This window comes from Curvibacter delicatus NBRC 14919 (assembly GCF_001592265.1).
GTDB classification, from domain to species: Bacteria; Pseudomonadota; Gammaproteobacteria; order Burkholderiales; family Burkholderiaceae_C; genus Hylemonella; species Hylemonella delicata.
In genome coordinates, this window is sequence record NZ_BCWP01000021.1 from 20,725 (window position 1) to 36,829 (window position 16,105).

Below are 16,105 nucleotides of genomic sequence, written 5' to 3' on the forward strand. Positions count from 1 at the left end.
CTAAACTCGCACAGTTCGGAACTCTGGGAGCGCTCCAGGCGAATTGTCTGGGGCGCTTCTTTCATATTACAGATACAACACAGGAGAACTCGGATGGAAATGCTTCAGGATGTCAATTTCTGGATAGGTCTGATGAAGATCATCTGGATCAACATCATTCTTTCCGGTGACAACGCCGTGGTGATTGCGCTGGCGGCCCGTTCGCTGCCGCCGCACCAGCAGAAGAAAGCCATCTTGTTCGGCTCCGGCGCGGCCGTGGTGCTGCGGATTGTCCTGACCATCGTGGCAGCCAAGCTGTTGCAGCTGTCTTTCCTGCAGGTGGTGGGTGGCATGCTGCTGCTGTGGATCGGTATCCAGTTGCTCAGCGAGGAAGAAGACGAAGAAGGCGAAGCCAAACAGAGCGGCGGCCTGATGGCGGCGGTGCGCACGATTCTCATTGCCGACCTGGTGATGAGCCTGGACAACGTGATTGCCGTGGCCGCTGCGGCCAAGGGCAACGATGTTCTGTTGCTGCTGGGCTTGGCCATCAGCATTCCGCTGGTGATTTTCGGCAGCACGCTGATGATCAAGCTGATGGAGCGCTTTCCCATCATCGTCACGCTGGGTGCTGGCCTGATCGGCTGGGTGGGCGGCGAGACCATTGTCAGCGATGTGGCGCTCAAAGAGGTGGCTGCGACCTACCCTTGGCTGCATTACGCCGCCGCCGCCGCTGGCGCTGCCTTTGTCGTGCTGGTCGGCCGAGCGCTGCAAAAGCGTCATGCGATGCAGCACCAGGCGGAATAGTCTTTGCTGATGCACCGCCCGAAAGGGCCGGTGTCTTGTAAGCTAGAGGGCAGATGCTGAGCAGCGATCTGCCCTTTTCTATTGGCACGGACGCATTGGCAGCTTCGCCCCTTCCGGGTGATCGCCTCGGCCTGACGATGCGGATGACGGGCCCAGAACAATGATTTACAAGTTTTGCAGTGAGACCGACACGGGGCTGACCCGCGCAAATAACGAAGATTCGGCCGCTTTTGATGAGGCCGCTGGCGTGGCGGTCCTGGCAGATGGCATGGGAGGCTACAACGCGGGCGAGGTCGCCAGTGGCATGGCGACTTCGCTGATCAAGGACGGGTTAGGCCACTGGCTGGCCGAGACCCAGGGGCAGGCCAAGCCGCGCGACATTTTGCGCGCCATTGAAATATGTGTCGATAATGCAAACAAGGCCATTTTTAATGCAGCCCGAAGCCATGCCGAGTACGCCGGGATGGGAACCACCTTGGTGGTGGGCGTGTTTCAAGGCCGTCATTTGCTGTTGGGGCACATCGGCGACTCCCGGTGCTACCGGTTGCGCTGTGGCGAGCTGGTGCAGATGACCCGGGATCATTCGCTGCTGCAGGAGCAGATTGATGCAGGGTTGCTGACCCCACAGCAAGCCGCGACGTCCTTGAACAGGAACCTGGTCACGCGGGCCTTGGGCGTTGAGGAGGTCGCGCTGCTCGAGCTCACGGAGTGCGAAGTGGACGCGGGTGATCTGTACCTCATGTGTTCTGACGGGCTGTCAGACATGGTGAGCGATGCGCGCATTGCGGAGCTGCTTGCTCAGAAGACGCCATTGCCTCAGCGGGCGCAAGATCTGGTTCGCGTGGCGAATGAACAGGGTGGGCGAGACAATATCACGGTGCTGCTGGCCCAGGCGACAGTGCCGGAAACGCGGGGGATCGTCTCCCGATTGCTGGGAAAATAACCGGGTTGACAGATGATGCGTAACAGGAGGAGTCAGACATGCCGAAAATGATCGTTTCGATCGACGGTGTTGTCATCAAGGAAGTCCAAATCACCAAGGAGCGTACGACCTTGGGCCGGCGCCCCTACAACGACGTCGTGATTGACAACCTGGCGGTGAGTGGTGAGCATGCCGCCGTGCAAATGACCGGCGATGAGGTTTTTCTGGAAGATCTCAACAGCACCAATGGCACCTATGTGAATGGCAAGGCGGTCAAGCGACAGCAGCTTTTCAACGGCGACACCATTGAAGTCGGCAAGTACAAGATTCAGTTCGTGAGTGAACCCGAGGGCGAGCGCTTCGACAAGACCATGGTGTTCAAGCCGGGTATGACAATGCCGGCTGCTGCAGCGGCACCCGTCGAGCGCGCCGCAGGGGGCGAGTTGCAAGGCAGCATCAGGGTCTTGTCGGGCGCAGCCTCGGGGCGCGAGGTGCCGCTGACCAAGGTGGTGACCACCGTGGGCAAACCAGGCGTGGCAGTGGCTGCCATCACCCGGCGGCAGCATGGTTTTGTGGTCGCCCGAGTGGAAGGCGCCAACAATCCGTTGCTCAATGGCACGCCGATCGGGAATGAGCCGCTGGCGCTCAAGAGCGGCGACCTGATTGAACTGGCCGGCACCCAAATGCAGTTTATCCAGACCTGAAAGTCTGTTTCCCGGCCTCGTGCAGTGGCAGGAGTTTGATTTATGAGTGCAGTCATGAGACCTTCCGCATCGGACAAGACATCCGAGCAGGCTTTCTTCGAGTCGCAGAAACTGCCACCCGACAAGCGCGGCGTCACGTTTGAAGTGCTGTTCTACCGCCAGCTGCAGCAGGTCACGGCCCGCATTCATGAAACCGAAAACATCGAGCAGATCATGCTGGAGGTCAGCCAGGACATCTGCAAACTGCTCAATGCCGATCGGTTGACGCTTTATGCAGTCAACGAAGATCAGAGCGCCATCGTCTCCAAGCTCAAGACCGGGCTCAGCACCAGCCGCGAGCTCAAGCTGCCCATCAGCCCGCAAAGTCTGGCAGGGTACGTGGCCTACAGCCGCAAGATGCTCAATCTGGCCGATGTCTATGACGACGAGGCTCTCAAGCAGATTCACCCGGCGCTGACCTTTCTGAAGGAGGTCGACAAGCGCTCCGGCTACCGGACCAAGCAGATGCTGGTGGCGCCGATCATGGAAGGGGCCTCTCTGCACGGTGTGCTGCAGGTCATCAACAACAAGAGCGATCAGACGTTTGGTGAGCTGGAGGTCGAGGGGGTCGCCCAGTTGTGCAAGACACTGGGCACCGCGATTCGCCAGCGGATGCAGAAGTCCGATGAGGGCCAGCGTCGCAAGACAACCAAGTACGATGGCCTGGTCGCAGACGGCGTGCTGACCGATGAGGAGTTGCGTCAGTGCATCCAGGAGGCACGCGAGCAAGGCGTATCGGTCGAACATCTGCTGACGGCCAAGTATCAGATCCAGCCGGCGCAGATCGGGCCGTCGCTGGCCAAGTTCTTTGGTGTTCCTTACGAACCCTTCAATGCCGGGCGCATCCGTTCCGAGATGTTGCATGGCCCGCTCAAGCGGGAATTTGCCGAAGGACAGGGCTGGATCCCGCTGGAGGAGTCTCCGGAGGGGCTGGTCATCATGTGCCTGGATCCCGAGGCCACGCGCGGCGCCCGGGTGGTGCCGCAGGTGTTTCCGCGTATCACCAAGTTTGCTTATCGGGTGACGACGCAAACCGAGTTTGCTGAAACGCTGAACCAGGTGTTCGGCAGTGTGGACACCACGTCCATTGATCAGATGCTGGCCGACCTGTCGTCCGCACCGCTGGACGACGAAGGCAGCAATGACGACTCGCTGGAGTCGGCGGCGGCCGACAACGAGCTGGTCAAGTTCGTCAATAAGGTGATCATCGACGCCTATCACCAGAAAGCATCGGACATCCACATCGAACCGATGCCGGGCAAGCTCAAGACCGGCATCCGCTTCCGCATTGATGGCACGTTGATGCCTTACATCGAGGTGCCGGCGCATTTCCGCCAGGCCATGGTGACGCGCCTGAAGATCATGTGCGATCTCGACATTTCCGAGCGCCGCAAGCCGCAGGACGGCAAGATCAAGTTCAAGAAATACGGCCCGTTGGACATCGAGCTTCGAGTGGCCACCATCCCGTCGGCTGGCGGGGTCGAAGACGTCGTCATGCGTATTCTGGCTGCGGGTGAGCCCATTCCGCTGGAAAAGCTCGGCCTGACACCGCATAACCGGGAGCGGGTGGAGCAGACCGTCAGCAAGCCGTATGGCCTGTTCTACGTGTGTGGGCCGACCGGTTCCGGCAAGACCACCACCTTGCATTCCATTCTCAAGTTCCTCAACACACCCGAAGCCAAGATCTGGACTGCCGAGGACCCGGTGGAAATCACACAGAAAGGTCTGCGCCAGGTGCAGATCAACCGCAAGGCCGGCATCGACTTCGCGCTGATCATGCGTGCGTTTCTGCGTGCCGACCCCGACATCATCATGGTCGGTGAGTCGCGCGACAAGGAAACCGTGGCCATGGGTGTGGAGGCCTCACTGACCGGCCACCTGGTGTTCTCCACCCTGCACACCAACTCGGCGCCCGAGTCCATCACCCGCCTGCTTGACATGGGCATGGACCCGTTCAACTTTGCCGATGCGCTTCTGGGCATCCTGGCGCAGCGTCTGGCCAAGAAGCTGTGCGATTGCAAGGAGGCGTATTACCCGAACACCTCTGAGATCAACAGTTTCATTGCCGAATACGCTGAAGAGTTGCGCAATACGCCGGCCTGGAAGGCCGACTTCAGCGGCGAGGCCCAGAAGCTGTTCGAGGACTGGGTGGAGCGTTATGGTGAGAATGGCAAGCTGCGCTTTTACAAAGCCGTTGGATGCGACAAGTGCAACAAGACCGGCTACAAGGGGCGCCTGGGCCTGCACGAACTGCTGATTGCCGACGACCGCATCAAGAAGCTGGTGCAGGAACGAGCGCGGGTGGCTGAAATCTTTGCGGCAGCGGTGGAGAATGGTATGCGTACCCTGAAAATGGATGGCATGGAGAAGATCCTGCTGGGGCTGACGGATCTCAAGCAGGTTCGCTCGGTCTGCATCAAGTGACAGGAATAGGATGACATTTTTGTCAGCTCATTTGGCGATATGACATTCTTGCCAAATGAATTCTGCAGCACTGATAAAAACAGCAACAAAAATCAGCAAAGCAAGGCATTTGAGGCTTGGCATGAAATCTGCGGCATGCAGAGTTCAATGATTTTGTTGTCATGCTTTTCAGCAAGGAGTTTTACATGAAGCGTTCTATGCAAAAGGGTTTTACCCTGATCGAATTGATGATCGTAGTGGCGATCATCGGTATTCTGGCAGCCGTTGCGTTGCCAGCTTATCAAGACTACACGGTACGTGCACGTATGTCCGAAGTGATCTTGGCTGGTTCGCAGTGCCGCACCAGTGTTACTGAGGCGGTTCAGTCTTCTGCAAATACTTCTGCTTTCCAAGCAGGTGGTTGGGGCTGTGAGTCGTCGACGTCGACAACCCAGTATGTCTCGCGGATTCAGACGAGTGCCGCTGGTGCAATTAAAGTGACCAGTCAGGTCCCCAATGCAACCGGTGCAATTATTTTGGCACCTAATGGTGCAATTACAGCCGGCGGAACCATTTCCGGTTGGCTCTGTGGCCCCGATTCTTCGACCCCGGTTCCTACCAAGTACCTGCCGGGTTCTTGCCGTGATACCACTGTGGCGACAACCTACGGTTCTGGCACCTTCGCGCCGTGAAGGCTTGATCTAGACTGAAAACAGGGCCGTACGGCCCTGTTTTTTTTCCGCATGCATTATTCTTTGCCGCTGGCCGCATGGCTGCTTTGTTTCTTGATGCCGGAGCACTTTCCTCCGTGGACGGCTTACCACACCGAGGTGCCGGCATTCGTCGCTGGTGTGGCGGCGCTGGCTGTGTGCTGGCGACATGCGGCGCGGCGCGTTGCGATGACTGGTGTGATGCTGCCCATTGTCTTGCTGCTGATCAGCATCGTGTTGCAGTGGGCCTTGGGCTTGCTCCAGTATGGTGGTGACGGGTTGGTGGCAACGGCATATCTGTTGCTTTTCGGAGCTGCTTGTTGGTGGGGAATGCTTTGGGCCGACGAGTCCGGGGCAGATGGACTGGGCATGGCGTTGAGCGGATTTTTAGTGGCGGCGGGGCTGTTGCTGTCGTTTCAAATGTTGGCGCAGTGGTTGCAGGTGGAAGGAGGTTTTGGCGGCTGGATCATTGATAGGCCAGTACACGGGCGACCTTACGGCAATCTTGGGCAGCCTAATCAGGCCGGCACCTTACTAACGATGGCCAGTGTTGCAGGGCTTGTCTTGGCTGAGCGAGGGAAGTTGAGGACCTGTATCACCTGGATTCTGCTGGTGTGGCTTGCTTGGTCTATTGCATTGACGCAATCACGTACAGCTTTGCTCTCATCGACTCTGGTCGTCGGCGTCATCTGGCTCACGGCTACTCCGCGTTTGAAGCGGAACGCCTTGACATGGCTGTTGATCATCTATGGCTCGACGTGGCTGTTTCACAACCTTGACTGGGGCGTGGCTAGACCTGCAGTTGGCAACATGGTTGCGGCTGGTTTGCGACCTTTGATGTGGAGGCAACTGCTTGAGGCTATGGTTCAGCATCCTTGGCAGGGCTGGGGCTGGCTACAGATTTCCACAGCGCAGCAAGCAGGGGCACTCCAAGTCGCAGGGTTGGAGCAGACCAACTTTGCACATAACGCCATCCTAGATTTGTTCTTGATGATTGGGCTGCCTGCTGGCCTGGCATTGCTTGCTTGGATTGCCGGGGTGAGTTGGCGGCGTGCGCAACGTACGCTTGCAGATCGGGGCACCAGATCTCTGCTCTATATCCTGATTCCCCTGCTGACACACGCAATGCTGGAATTTCCACATGCTTACGCCTACTATGTGGTGCTGGCAGGCGTGATGCTGGGGGCTATCGAATCCTCCACCCGTGCGCCGGTGGCTGTGCTGGTTCAGATGCCACGGGCACTGCTCGGAATAGTGACGATTGTACTGGCGACCCTGTATTTGGGTCTGGCCGTTGAATACGCCCAAGTCGAAGAAGATTTCAGGGTGAACCGGTTCGAGAATCGGCGCTTGGGTACAACGCCGATGGGATATCAACCGCCGCAGCCTGTACTGCTAACGCAATTCGGTGAATTACTCGCGGCCATGCGGCTGCGTGCGGTGCCTGGCATGCGTGCCGATGATCTGGCGTTGCTGCAGAGAGTATCCAGAAGATTTTCTTGGGCACCCATCCAGTTTCGCGCGGCACTAGCGTTGGGTCTCAACGGACAAGACGAAGCCGCGCAGGCACAGCTGCGTATCCTCAAAGCCATGTTCCCGGCAGAAATTTATGAAGAGGCGCGAGACAACTGGCTGCGAATGAGCGAAGATCAATATCCACAACTGGCCAGCGTGGTGTTGCCATGAGTTCCACATACCAGGTGCACTCGACGCGAGCCCGAATGACGAGTTGGGCAACGGTTGGCATACTGGTATTTCCCTGGATCAATCCTTTGGCGATGGGGCCTGCATACAGCGTCATATCGATCATTGGGGCATTGCTAGCTGGTGCGCTGCTGTTGTTGGTTTGGCAGGAAAACCGACCACAGGATATGGCCACGGCTTGGTTGCTCGCCGCATTGCTCAGTGTCCTGATCGGCTTGTGCCAGTACTTCAGAGTGGAGCAGAGCTTCCAACCATGGATGAGTCTGTCTGCACAGGGGGATGCCTTTGCCAATTTGAGACAGCGCAATCAGTTTGCAACCTTGACTAACATAGGAATGGTGACGGTGCTGTGGTGGTTGACAGTCCATCCTTTGACCTCATACCGAAACTGGAAATGGGCTGGTCTGTGCTTGGCGGCCATCGTGCTGGCAGTGGGCAATGCCGCCTCTGCTTCGCGTACGGGTCTGGTTCAACTGCTGGTCGTGGCGGGATTCGCTCTATACGGGCGAAGAAAATTGCAACACGGGCAACTGCCCGTATTATTGTTAGCACTCGTCATCTACGCTGTTGCTGCGATCATGCTGCCCCGATTGGCCGGCTATGCGCCAGGCGGCAACAACAGCATCATCTCCCGCTTTCAAGATACGAGTCTCATGTGCACCAGTCGTCTGACCTTGTGGCGCAACATGCTCGATCTGATCAGCCAGCGCCCCTTGCTAGGTTGGGGGTGGGGTGAACTGGGCTATGCCCACTTCATGACAACGTACGAAGGACAGCGGTTTTGCGAACTACTGGATAATGCGCACAACTTACCATTGCATTTGGCAGTGGAGTTCGGCCTCCCACTGGCACTTCTGTTGTGTGGTGCCGTGATGGGGTGGGTCTGGCGCTTCCGACCCTGGCGTGAACCGAATCCAACGCGCCAGTTGGCATGGGGTGTACTCCTGTTGATTGGTCTGCACAGCCTGCTGGAGTATCCGCTTTGGTATGGCCCATTTCAACTTGCCGTCGCCCTGTGTCTGGTTTTGCTGTTGAGTCGCTCGCAGACTGAAGCGGGGTTATCCGTTTTTGGTTTTTCGAGGCTTAGGCCATGGGTAGCAACTGTGCTGTTGGGTGTTGTGGCCTATGTTGCATGGGACTACTACCGCATCAGTCAAATCTACTTGCCAGTCGAGCAGCGCTCAAGCATTTACCGTGAGCATACGTTGGAGATTATTCGTGGCTCTTGGTTGTTTCGCAATCAGGTTCGGTTTGCCGACTTCACTCTGATGACATTGACTCGAGACAACGCAGCCGAAATTTATGCGATGGGACACGAACTACTGCATTTCTCTCCCGAGCCACGTGTGGTGGAAAAACTGATCGAAAGCGCCATTTTGTTGGGACGCGATAACGAAGCCCGTTTCTTCATGACGCGCTACCGCGCAGCTTATCCGCAAGCTTATGAGCGTTGGCAGAAGGAGGGCCGTGGGAAATGAGGTGAAGGGAGCACTTATCGTGCGACGAAGCTGCCGGACTTGCCACCATGCTTTTCCATCAACTTGATGTCGGTGATTGTCATACTGCGGTCCACTGCCTTGCACATGTCGTAGATGGTGAGCAATGCGACTTGCAAGGCTGTCAGTGCTTCCATTTCAACCCCTGTGGGTCCTACGGTTTCCACCGTCGCTGTGCAGGTGACATGGCTGGATTGGCTGGCTGTGGCGTGATGAGAGGAGAATTCGAGAGCTACGCGAGTGAGTGCCAAAGGATGGCACAAGGGAATCAGGTCGCTAGTCTTCTTGGCGGCCTGTATGCCTGCAATGCGGGCAACGCCCAGCACATCTCCCTTCTTGGCCGTACCTGATTCGATAATTGCAAGCGTGGTAGGTAGCATTTCGATGTTGCCGCGGGCAATGGCAATGCGATGGGTACTGGCCTTGGCGGCGACATCCACCATATGGGCTTGGCCGTGCTCGTCAAAATGGGTCAGAGAACTCATGGGGTGACAACTTTACGAAACATTCACGATTTTCTAGCATCATACGATTATGTTCAGTGTCTTCATTTGGAAAGATCGCCTGCGTGCCAGCGGCATTCACTTGGCGATCAGCCTGGGTATGGCGGCCTTGGCGGCGATGCTGGTGTTTGCTGTCTGGTATCCCTATCCCTATCGCGAAATTTCAGGCGGGCGGGAACTGTTTCTCATCGTGGTTACGGTGGATGTGATTCTCGGTCCTCTGATCACCCTGGCAGTGTTCAATCGCACGAAGCCAAAAGCTGAACTGCATCGCGATCTGGTCGTTGTTGCGCTAATTCAATTGAGTGCACTGGCCTATGGCCTGTGGACCATGGCGGTTGCTCGGCCGGTGCATCTTGTTTTTGAGTATGACCGCTTTCGTGTGGTGCATGCGGTGGATGTGCCGTCTGAATTGATGGGCCGTTTGCCACCGGAAGTAGAAGCATTTCCACTTGGAGGGCCGACACTGTTGGCACTGCGCCCATTCCTCGATGAGAATGAGCAGATTCAAGCCACCTTGGCAGCTTTGGAGGGGGTGCAGCTCAGTTCTAGGCCAGATTTATGGCAACCCTATCCATTGGCACGCCAGCGCGTATTGGCCGCAGCTAAGCCTGTGGTGTCGCTCAAGCAACGTTTTGCAGATCGTGTGGGCGAGATTGATGCCGTAGTGGCGCGTATTGGTCGTCAGCCCGATACGTTGGTCTATTTGCCAATGGCAGGTCGAAATTCCTTTTGGACGGTATTTCTGGATCCGAACTCCGCTGAAGTGTTGGCTTTCATGCCATTGGATTCGTTTTAAACGTGAAAGCAAAATCACATCGATCTTTCCCGCTCGTTGGGCGCGCGTGGATTGCTATATTTATAGTAGCATTCCAGGCTTTTCTGGTGCCAATTTCGCACGCCCAACTACCGGCACTCGGCGACGGTGCGGAAATGAGCACCAGCGCCGAGCGTCGTCTGGGTGATCGCATTGCGCGCTCACTCTACCGCGACCCGGATTACATTGATGACCCGGTGCTGGGCGAGTACGTGCAGGGCATCTGGCAGCGTTTGCTGCAAGCTGCCCGCCAGCGCGGGGAGCTTTTGCCCGAACTGGAAACCGCGTTTGCCTGGGATGTGGCGCTCGGGCGTGATCGCAGCGTCAATGCCTTTGCCTTGCCGGGGGGCTATCTCGGCGTGCATCTTGGCCTGATCGCTGTCGTCAACAGCGAGGACGAACTGGCCTCTGTGCTGGCACACGAACTCAGCCACGTCACGCAACGGCATATTGCACGCACGGTGGGACGTCAGAGTGCGCAGGGGCCTTGGGTGATCGCTGCCATGATCCTGGGGGCGCTGGCGGCGAGCTCCAATCCGCAGGCTGCGAGTGCCATGATTGCTGGCGGTCAGGCTGTGGCCGTTCAGGGACAACTCAACTTCTCGCGCGACATGGAGCGCGAAGCCGACCGCGTGGGCTACGGTGTCATGACGGAAGCCGGGTTCGAGCCGCAGGGTTTCGTGAGCATGTTTGAAAAGCTACAGCAGGCCAATCGATTCAACGACAGCGGCGCCTTTCCCTATCTCAGAAGCCATCCTCTGACGACCGAGCGTATTGCCGACATGCAGGTGCGGCAACAGCTTCTGCCGCAAGCCCCCCCCGTGCAGCTGACGGTGACGCATGCGTTGCTGGCCGCACGGGCTCGCGTGCTGAGCAACGGGGATGTGGAGAGTCTGCGCGCGGCGGTGGCCGAGGCCTCGGGGGACCAGTTTGGCAAGCTTGCGCCGGCCCGGCAGGCCGGGGTGCTGTATGCCGCAGCATTGGCGGCGGCCAGCCAGAGGGACTTTGCCCAGGCCGCCCGCCTGCACACGCGCTTGCAGACGATGGTTCAGGGGCCGACACAGGCCCAGCGTCTGGTGCAGTTGCTGGGCGCAGAACTGTGGCTGGCGGCGGATGACCCCAAGCGGGCGGGCGAATTGCTGGGGGGTGCCGCAGCGACGCCTGCCAAGCGGTCCGAACTGTTCCTGTGGGCGCGGGCCATGACGCAAGTCGGCCAAGCCGCGTCCGCAAGCCAGCAACTGCGGCCCTGGGTGACAGAGCACCCGCGCGATGCGCAAGCCTGGCAACTGCTCTCAGCAGCGTACATGGCACAAGGCCAGACCTTGAGTGGGGTGCGGGCCGAGGCGGAGGCCTATGCGGCCCGGTTTGACTATGAGGCAGCGCTGAACCGGTTCAAGGCTGCCCAGGACGTGGCGCGCCAGGGCGGAAAAATCGATCACATCGAGGCATCGATCATCGACACCCGGACGCGTCAGCTGGAGTCATTGGTAAGGGAACAGGCGCTCGAGCGCTGAATCGATCAGCAGTCCAAATGCCGAGTAGATCAGTGAGCCGAGCAAGGCGGCCGCAAAACCTTGGACGTGGAAGCCATCAAGCACGCTGGCGGCAGCCCAGAACAGGACGGCGTTGATGATGAACAGGAACAGTCCCAGCGTCACCATGGTGACGGGCAGCGTCAGCACGATCAGAACCGGCCGCAGGATGACATTGAACAGCCCGATGACAAGGGCCGCCACCAGCGCGCTGCCAAAGCTTTGCACTTCCACGCCGCTGTAAAGCGAGGCAACCGCCAGCAGGGCGGTTGCGCTGAGCAACCATTTGACGATGAGCTTCATGGCGGGCAAGCATAACACCCGACCATGAAGTCTGTCTTGACGGTTGCGATTTACTCGGCTGCCAGGACCAAGGCCGCCCCCATGCCGACGATCGCGCCGGGCACAGTCCAGCGTGCTTCGCTGCTGGCGGGTTGGTCGGCGGTGACGGGTGGCATGTCCTGGCCGAACTTCGGGCGGCGGGCATCAAGGACACGCGCCACACCCTGCTGCTTCAGCAGCTCCTGTGTCAGTTCAACCAAGGGGCCGTTGGCCAAGACGGTGGTGACTTTGTCACCCTGGGCCTGCAGTTCCGGCATGATCAGGGAGAACAGTTTCTCGGCCCACTTGTTGCGCCAGTTCTGACGCGCGGTATGGTTGACCCACTTGCTGATATGGCGCGTCATGCGTGGTGGGCACGCCACCAGAATCCAGTGCGTTCCCTGCTGGTTTCCTGAGGCGCCGTTTTTCATGGGCATGAGTTGATGCCGTGCAAATTCCGCATCGTCCAGGTACACAATGATTTTGTCCATGATGAAATCCTTCTAAGTTGAGGACAGGGAGGGGAAACCTTGAGCCGGGATCAAACGGCGTGGCCGGATTGGCTGTTGCGCTCGTTTGGCTGGCGCCGCGTGGCCCACCAGCCGCCGGCCAGCACGCCGACGACCGCGACCGCATAGGTCGTCCAGCGGGCCGCGATATTCAGCGGTTCCGGCGAATCGAACACGGCATCGAGCAAGGGCTCATTGACAATCATCTTGGCAGCCGTGAAGGCCAAGACGGCGGCGCCGAGCTGGATGATGATGGGGAAGCGTTCGACCAGCTTGAGCACCACGGAGCTGCCGAACACCACGATCGGCACACTGACCAACAGGCCAATGACCACGAGGTCGAAAGAGCCATGGGCCGCGCCGGCGACGCCCAGTACGTTGTCCACGCCCATCAGGGCGTCCGCCACGATAATGGTTTTCATGGCGCCCCAGAAGGTGTTGGCCACCGGGCCGTCGTGTTCGTCGCCTTCCTGGTCGGCCAGCAGCTTGTAGGCAATCCAGACCAGGCCCAGACCGCCCACCAGCATCAGGCCCGGAATCTTCAGCAGCCAGACCACGCCTACTGTCATCAGCGAGCGGACCACGATGGCTCCGATGGTGCCCCAGACAATGGCTTTCTGTCGAAGCTGAGGGGGGAGGCTGCGAGCGGCCAGCGCGATCACGATGGCGTTGTCGCCAGCGAGCACAAGGTCGATCAGGATGATGGCCAGCAACGCCGACCACCAGGGGGCGGATAAAAACTCCATGACAAATACTCCGAGTTGTTTCGATTAACAACCTGGACGGGTAACGTCAATGGAGGCAATGGCTGAGAAAGAGCCACGGACGCGCTTCGACGAAACCTGACACAGGTCCCAATCGAAGGTCTTGCTCGGCATGGAGTCATGCAGATTTTTGCCCAGCAAGCCGGAAGTAATACTTCGTAATGACGACTTGCCGATATTTGTTGCAACGATGCCTGTTTTTGTGGCACCTCCCTGTGTCGCAACAAATGGGAGCTACTCCCCTTCGTGAAGCGGATTGAACCACAGTCGTCATCAACCATGTGCACTGTGGGGATTTGATGAGGGGCAATTCTCCGAACGGCCTAGGCGAGGGCGCTATCATCCGTCTCCCCTTTGCAATGCATCCCATGGCAGGAATCCACATCACCGACATTGAAGCGGCCATCAACTACTGGCGCGAGAAGAAGCCGTCGCCGGACGGTATCACCTTGGCGCCGGAGGTGCGAGCCCTGGCGGAGGTCTATGCCTTGATGGTGTTCTACCGGGAATCCGAGGCGGACGAGTTTTCCATGCCGCAATCCGCGTTGCAGGCCTGGCTGGCCTGGTATGAGAGCACGCCGGACACACCCTGCATTGCCATCTGTTCCACTAGCCAGGGTGATGAGGAATGCAAGGGCTGCGGCCGCAGCTTCGACGAGGTGCAGCTCTGGACCGAGATGCGGCCAGCGCAGAAGCGCCAGACCTGGCGCCGCATCACGCTGTCGGGACAAGCCTGGCGCTTTAACCGCTACGCCGAGCGGGCGGGAGCTTGTGCCAGTGAGGTGCCACTGGTTCAGGCCCAGGGCGAGCCGGCTTGAGCGCCTGAGCAAGCCGCCGGTTGGACGTCTATTTCCAGCGGACCGGTTCGATCGTCACCGTCTGGTTGCCGTTGCTGAGCATCAGAGCACCTTCCTGAATGGTGGCTTGCAGTTGCATGCTGCGCTCGGCCAAGCCGGCCAGTGCCTGTGACGCTTCCGTCGGCATGCGCCAGACTTCCAGTCGGTCCAGCCGTGTGAGCTTGCTTTCGATGCCACGCCACCAGACCTCGGCCGCATGGTGAAACGCATAAACCAGCACCGTATCGGCCTTGTTGCAGGCTTTGGCCAGCGGTTTGTCCTCGGGTTGGCCGACCTCGATCCACAGACGGGTCTGGCCGGTGAAGTCGCGCAGCCAGACATCGGGCTCGTCCGGGTCGGACAGGCCGGCACCGAAGGCCAGCGTGCCGTCGCCCTGGCACACCGTTTGCAGCCGATGGGCCTGCAGCGCCAGGGCTGCCAGCCGGATCATCATGCGCTCGTCGGTTTCGCTCGGATGGCGCGCCAGTGTCAGTGCATGGTCGGCGTAGTAGCCGTGGTCGATGTCGGCGACGGCCAGGTTGGCCTTGTAGATGGTGGATTTGAGGGCCATGAAAACGCAGGGGGGAATGTTGCGGGGAACGCCGTGGAACCGGCTTTGCCGGGCCACTGGCGTTGTCCCCCTTGCAGGGGGAAGCGGCGTCAGCCGCTCAGGGGGTCAAATCCTTTTCGCCAGCTCGGCGGCCTTGCCGGTGTAGTTGCCGGGCGTCATGGCCAGCAGGCGCTGCTTCTCGGCCTCTGGGATGTCAAGTTTCATGATGAAACCCTGCATCAGTTCACGCGTCATGGCTTCGCCACGGGTGAACTTCTTGAGCTGCTCGTAAGGCTGCGGCAGACCGTAGCGGCGCATCACGGTCTGGATCGGTTCGGCCAGCACTTCCCAAGAGGCGTCCAGGTCGGCAGCCAGAGCCGCTTCGTTGATCTCCAATTTGCCCAAGCCGGTCGCCAGCGACTGGTAGGCCAGCACGGCATAGCCGATGGCGACGCCCATGTTGCGCAGCACGGTGGAGTCGGTCAGGTCGCGCTGCCAGCGCGAAATCGGCAGCTTCTCGCTCATGTGGCGCAGCAGGGCGTTGGCCAAGCCTAGGTTGCCTTCGGCGTTTTCAAAGTCGATCGGGTTGACCTTGTGCGGCATGGTGGAGGAACCCACTTCACCTTCACGCAAACGTTGCTTGAAGTAGCCCAGCGACACATAACCCCAAACGTCGCGTGACCAGTCGACCAGGATGGTGTTGGCGCGGGCGATGGCATCGAACAGTTCCGCCATGTAGTCGTGCGGCTCGATCTGGATGCTGTAGGGCTGGAAGGTCAGGCCCAGGCCCAGCGGTTCGGGAGTTTCAATGACCTTCTTGCTGAAGGCTTCCCAGTCGAAGTCGGGCCAGGCAGACAGGTGGGCGTTGTAGTTGCCGACCGCACCGTTCATCTTGCCCATGATCTTGACGGCGGCGATGCGGTCGCAGGCCGTCTGCAGGCGCACCACCACGTTGGCAATCTCCTTGCCTACTGTGGTGGGGCTGGCGGTCTGGCCGTGGGTGCGGCTGAGCATGGGCACTTCGGCATAGACGCGGGCCATGTCGCGCAGTTTCAGCAGCAGCTTGTCCAGTGCCGGCAACAGCACGACGTCGCGGGCAGAGCGCAGCTGCAGGGCATGGCTGGTGTTGTTGATGTCTTCGCTGGTGCAGGCGAAGTGCACGAACTCACTGGCTTTTTCCAGTTCGGGCCTGGCCTCGAACTTGGACTTGATCCAGTACTCAACCGCCTTCACATCGTGGTTGGTCGTTTTCTCGATTTCCTTGATGGCGTTGCCATCGGCTTCCGTGAAATTCTTGACCAAGCCGAGCAAGTAAGTACGTGCTCCGGGTGATAGGGGCTTGAATTCGGAAAAGCCGGCGTCGCTCAGAGCGATGAACCAGGCAACCTCGACCTGGACGCGGCGGTGCATATAGCCCTGCTCGCTCATCAGGGGGCGCAGTGGGCCAAGTTTGCTGGCGTAGCGGCCGTCCAGCGGAGAAAGGGCCGAAATGGTGGAGAAACTCATACCCGA

The 16,105-nt window shown here is 59.0% G+C and carries 16 protein-coding genes; 10 read left to right on the forward strand and 6 right to left on the reverse strand.

The window, feature by feature from the left end; all coding sequences use genetic code 11:
• Positions 1–93 precede the first annotated feature (93 nt).
• From CDE01S_RS11105 to CDE01S_RS11130, 7 genes are all read left to right on the forward strand, one after another.
• Complete coding sequence (locus CDE01S_RS11105; protein ID WP_066707134.1) at positions 94–783, forward strand: TerC family protein; 690 nt, start codon at positions 94–96, stop codon at positions 781–783.
• Between the two features lie 160 nt (positions 784–943).
• Complete coding sequence (locus CDE01S_RS11110) at positions 944–1,726, forward strand: Stp1/IreP family PP2C-type Ser/Thr phosphatase (RefSeq protein WP_066707140.1); 783 nt, start codon at positions 944–946, stop codon at positions 1,724–1,726.
• A 38-nt stretch (positions 1,727–1,764) separates the two neighbouring features.
• Positions 1,765–2,409 carry an FHA domain-containing protein gene (locus CDE01S_RS11115; protein WP_066707143.1) on the forward strand — a complete coding sequence of 215 codons (645 nt, stop codon included), beginning with the start codon at positions 1,765–1,767 and terminating at the stop codon, positions 2,407–2,409.
• 42 nt (positions 2,410–2,451) lie between these two features.
• Complete coding sequence (locus CDE01S_RS11120; protein ID WP_066707146.1) at positions 2,452–4,872, forward strand: GspE/PulE family protein; 2,421 nt, start codon at positions 2,452–2,454, stop codon at positions 4,870–4,872.
• A 185-nt stretch (positions 4,873–5,057) separates the two neighbouring features.
• Entirely contained in the window at positions 5,058–5,543 is a 486-nt protein-coding gene (locus CDE01S_RS18170) for a pilin (protein ID WP_084382847.1), read from the forward strand.
• Between the two features lie 51 nt (positions 5,544–5,594).
• Positions 5,595–7,247, forward strand: a complete 1,653-nt coding sequence (locus CDE01S_RS11125) for a PglL family O-oligosaccharyltransferase (RefSeq protein WP_066707148.1) — start codon at positions 5,595–5,597, stop codon at positions 7,245–7,247.
• A complete protein-coding gene (locus CDE01S_RS11130) occupies positions 7,244–8,743 on the forward strand; it encodes a PglL family O-oligosaccharyltransferase (protein ID WP_245636159.1) in 1,500 nt (499 codons plus the stop codon). Before CDE01S_RS11125 ends, CDE01S_RS11130 begins: the two co-directional genes overlap by 4 nt.
• A 14-nt stretch (positions 8,744–8,757) precedes the next feature.
• Here CDE01S_RS11130 and moaC read toward each other — a convergent pair whose 3' ends face one another.
• Positions 8,758–9,246 (reverse strand): cyclic pyranopterin monophosphate synthase MoaC, encoded by a 489-nt coding sequence (gene moaC, locus CDE01S_RS11135; protein WP_066707154.1) that lies wholly within the window; start codon positions 9,244–9,246, stop codon positions 8,758–8,760.
• Positions 9,247–9,295: 49 nt separating this feature from the next.
• Here moaC and tfpZ point away from each other — a divergent pair, with 49 nt between their 5' ends.
• Positions 9,296–10,063 carry a TfpX/TfpZ family type IV pilin accessory protein gene (gene tfpZ, locus CDE01S_RS11140; RefSeq protein ID WP_066707157.1) on the forward strand — a complete coding sequence of 256 codons (768 nt, stop codon included), beginning with the start codon at positions 9,296–9,298 and terminating at the stop codon, positions 10,061–10,063.
• A 134-nt stretch (positions 10,064–10,197) separates the two neighbouring features.
• Positions 10,198–11,595, forward strand: coding sequence for a M48 family metalloprotease (locus tag CDE01S_RS11145; RefSeq protein WP_084382843.1), 1,398 nt, complete (start codon positions 10,198–10,200; stop codon positions 11,593–11,595).
• On the opposite strand, the gene CDE01S_RS11150 is transcribed toward CDE01S_RS11145, so the two are convergent.
• Genes CDE01S_RS11150 through CDE01S_RS11160 form a run of 3 tightly spaced genes read right to left on the reverse strand, consistent with a single transcriptional unit; the run spans position 11,563 to position 13,189 of the window.
• A complete protein-coding gene (locus tag CDE01S_RS11150; protein ID WP_066707160.1) occupies positions 11,563–11,916 on the reverse strand; it encodes a phage holin family protein in 354 nt (117 codons plus the stop codon). The two genes, CDE01S_RS11145 and CDE01S_RS11150, sit on opposite strands and share 33 nt — an antisense overlap.
• Before the next feature lie 50 nt (positions 11,917–11,966).
• On the reverse strand, positions 11,967–12,425 hold the full coding sequence (locus tag CDE01S_RS11155) for a hypothetical protein (RefSeq protein WP_066707163.1): 459 nt from the start codon (positions 12,423–12,425) through the stop codon (positions 11,967–11,969).
• A 50-nt stretch (positions 12,426–12,475) separates the two neighbouring features.
• A complete protein-coding gene (locus tag CDE01S_RS11160; RefSeq protein ID WP_066707165.1) occupies positions 12,476–13,189 on the reverse strand; it encodes a TerC family protein in 714 nt (237 codons plus the stop codon).
• Positions 13,190–13,575: 386 nt separating this feature from the next.
• Here CDE01S_RS11160 and CDE01S_RS11165 point away from each other — a divergent pair, with 386 nt between their 5' ends.
• On the forward strand, positions 13,576–14,025 hold the full coding sequence (locus CDE01S_RS11165; RefSeq protein ID WP_066707168.1) for a DUF3717 domain-containing protein: 450 nt from the start codon (positions 13,576–13,578) through the stop codon (positions 14,023–14,025).
• Positions 14,026–14,053: 28 nt separating this feature from the next.
• Here the strand turns inward: CDE01S_RS11165 and CDE01S_RS11170 are convergent, their stop codons facing one another.
• Both CDE01S_RS11170 and purB read right to left on the reverse strand, forming a co-directional pair.
• Positions 14,054–14,614 (reverse strand): YaeQ family protein, encoded by a 561-nt coding sequence (locus CDE01S_RS11170; RefSeq protein WP_066707171.1) that lies wholly within the window; start codon positions 14,612–14,614, stop codon positions 14,054–14,056.
• 105 nt (positions 14,615–14,719) lie between these two features.
• Complete coding sequence (gene purB, locus CDE01S_RS11175; RefSeq protein ID WP_066707174.1) at positions 14,720–16,099, reverse strand: adenylosuccinate lyase; 1,380 nt, start codon at positions 16,097–16,099, stop codon at positions 14,720–14,722.
• Between the last annotated feature and the right edge of the window lie 6 nt (positions 16,100–16,105).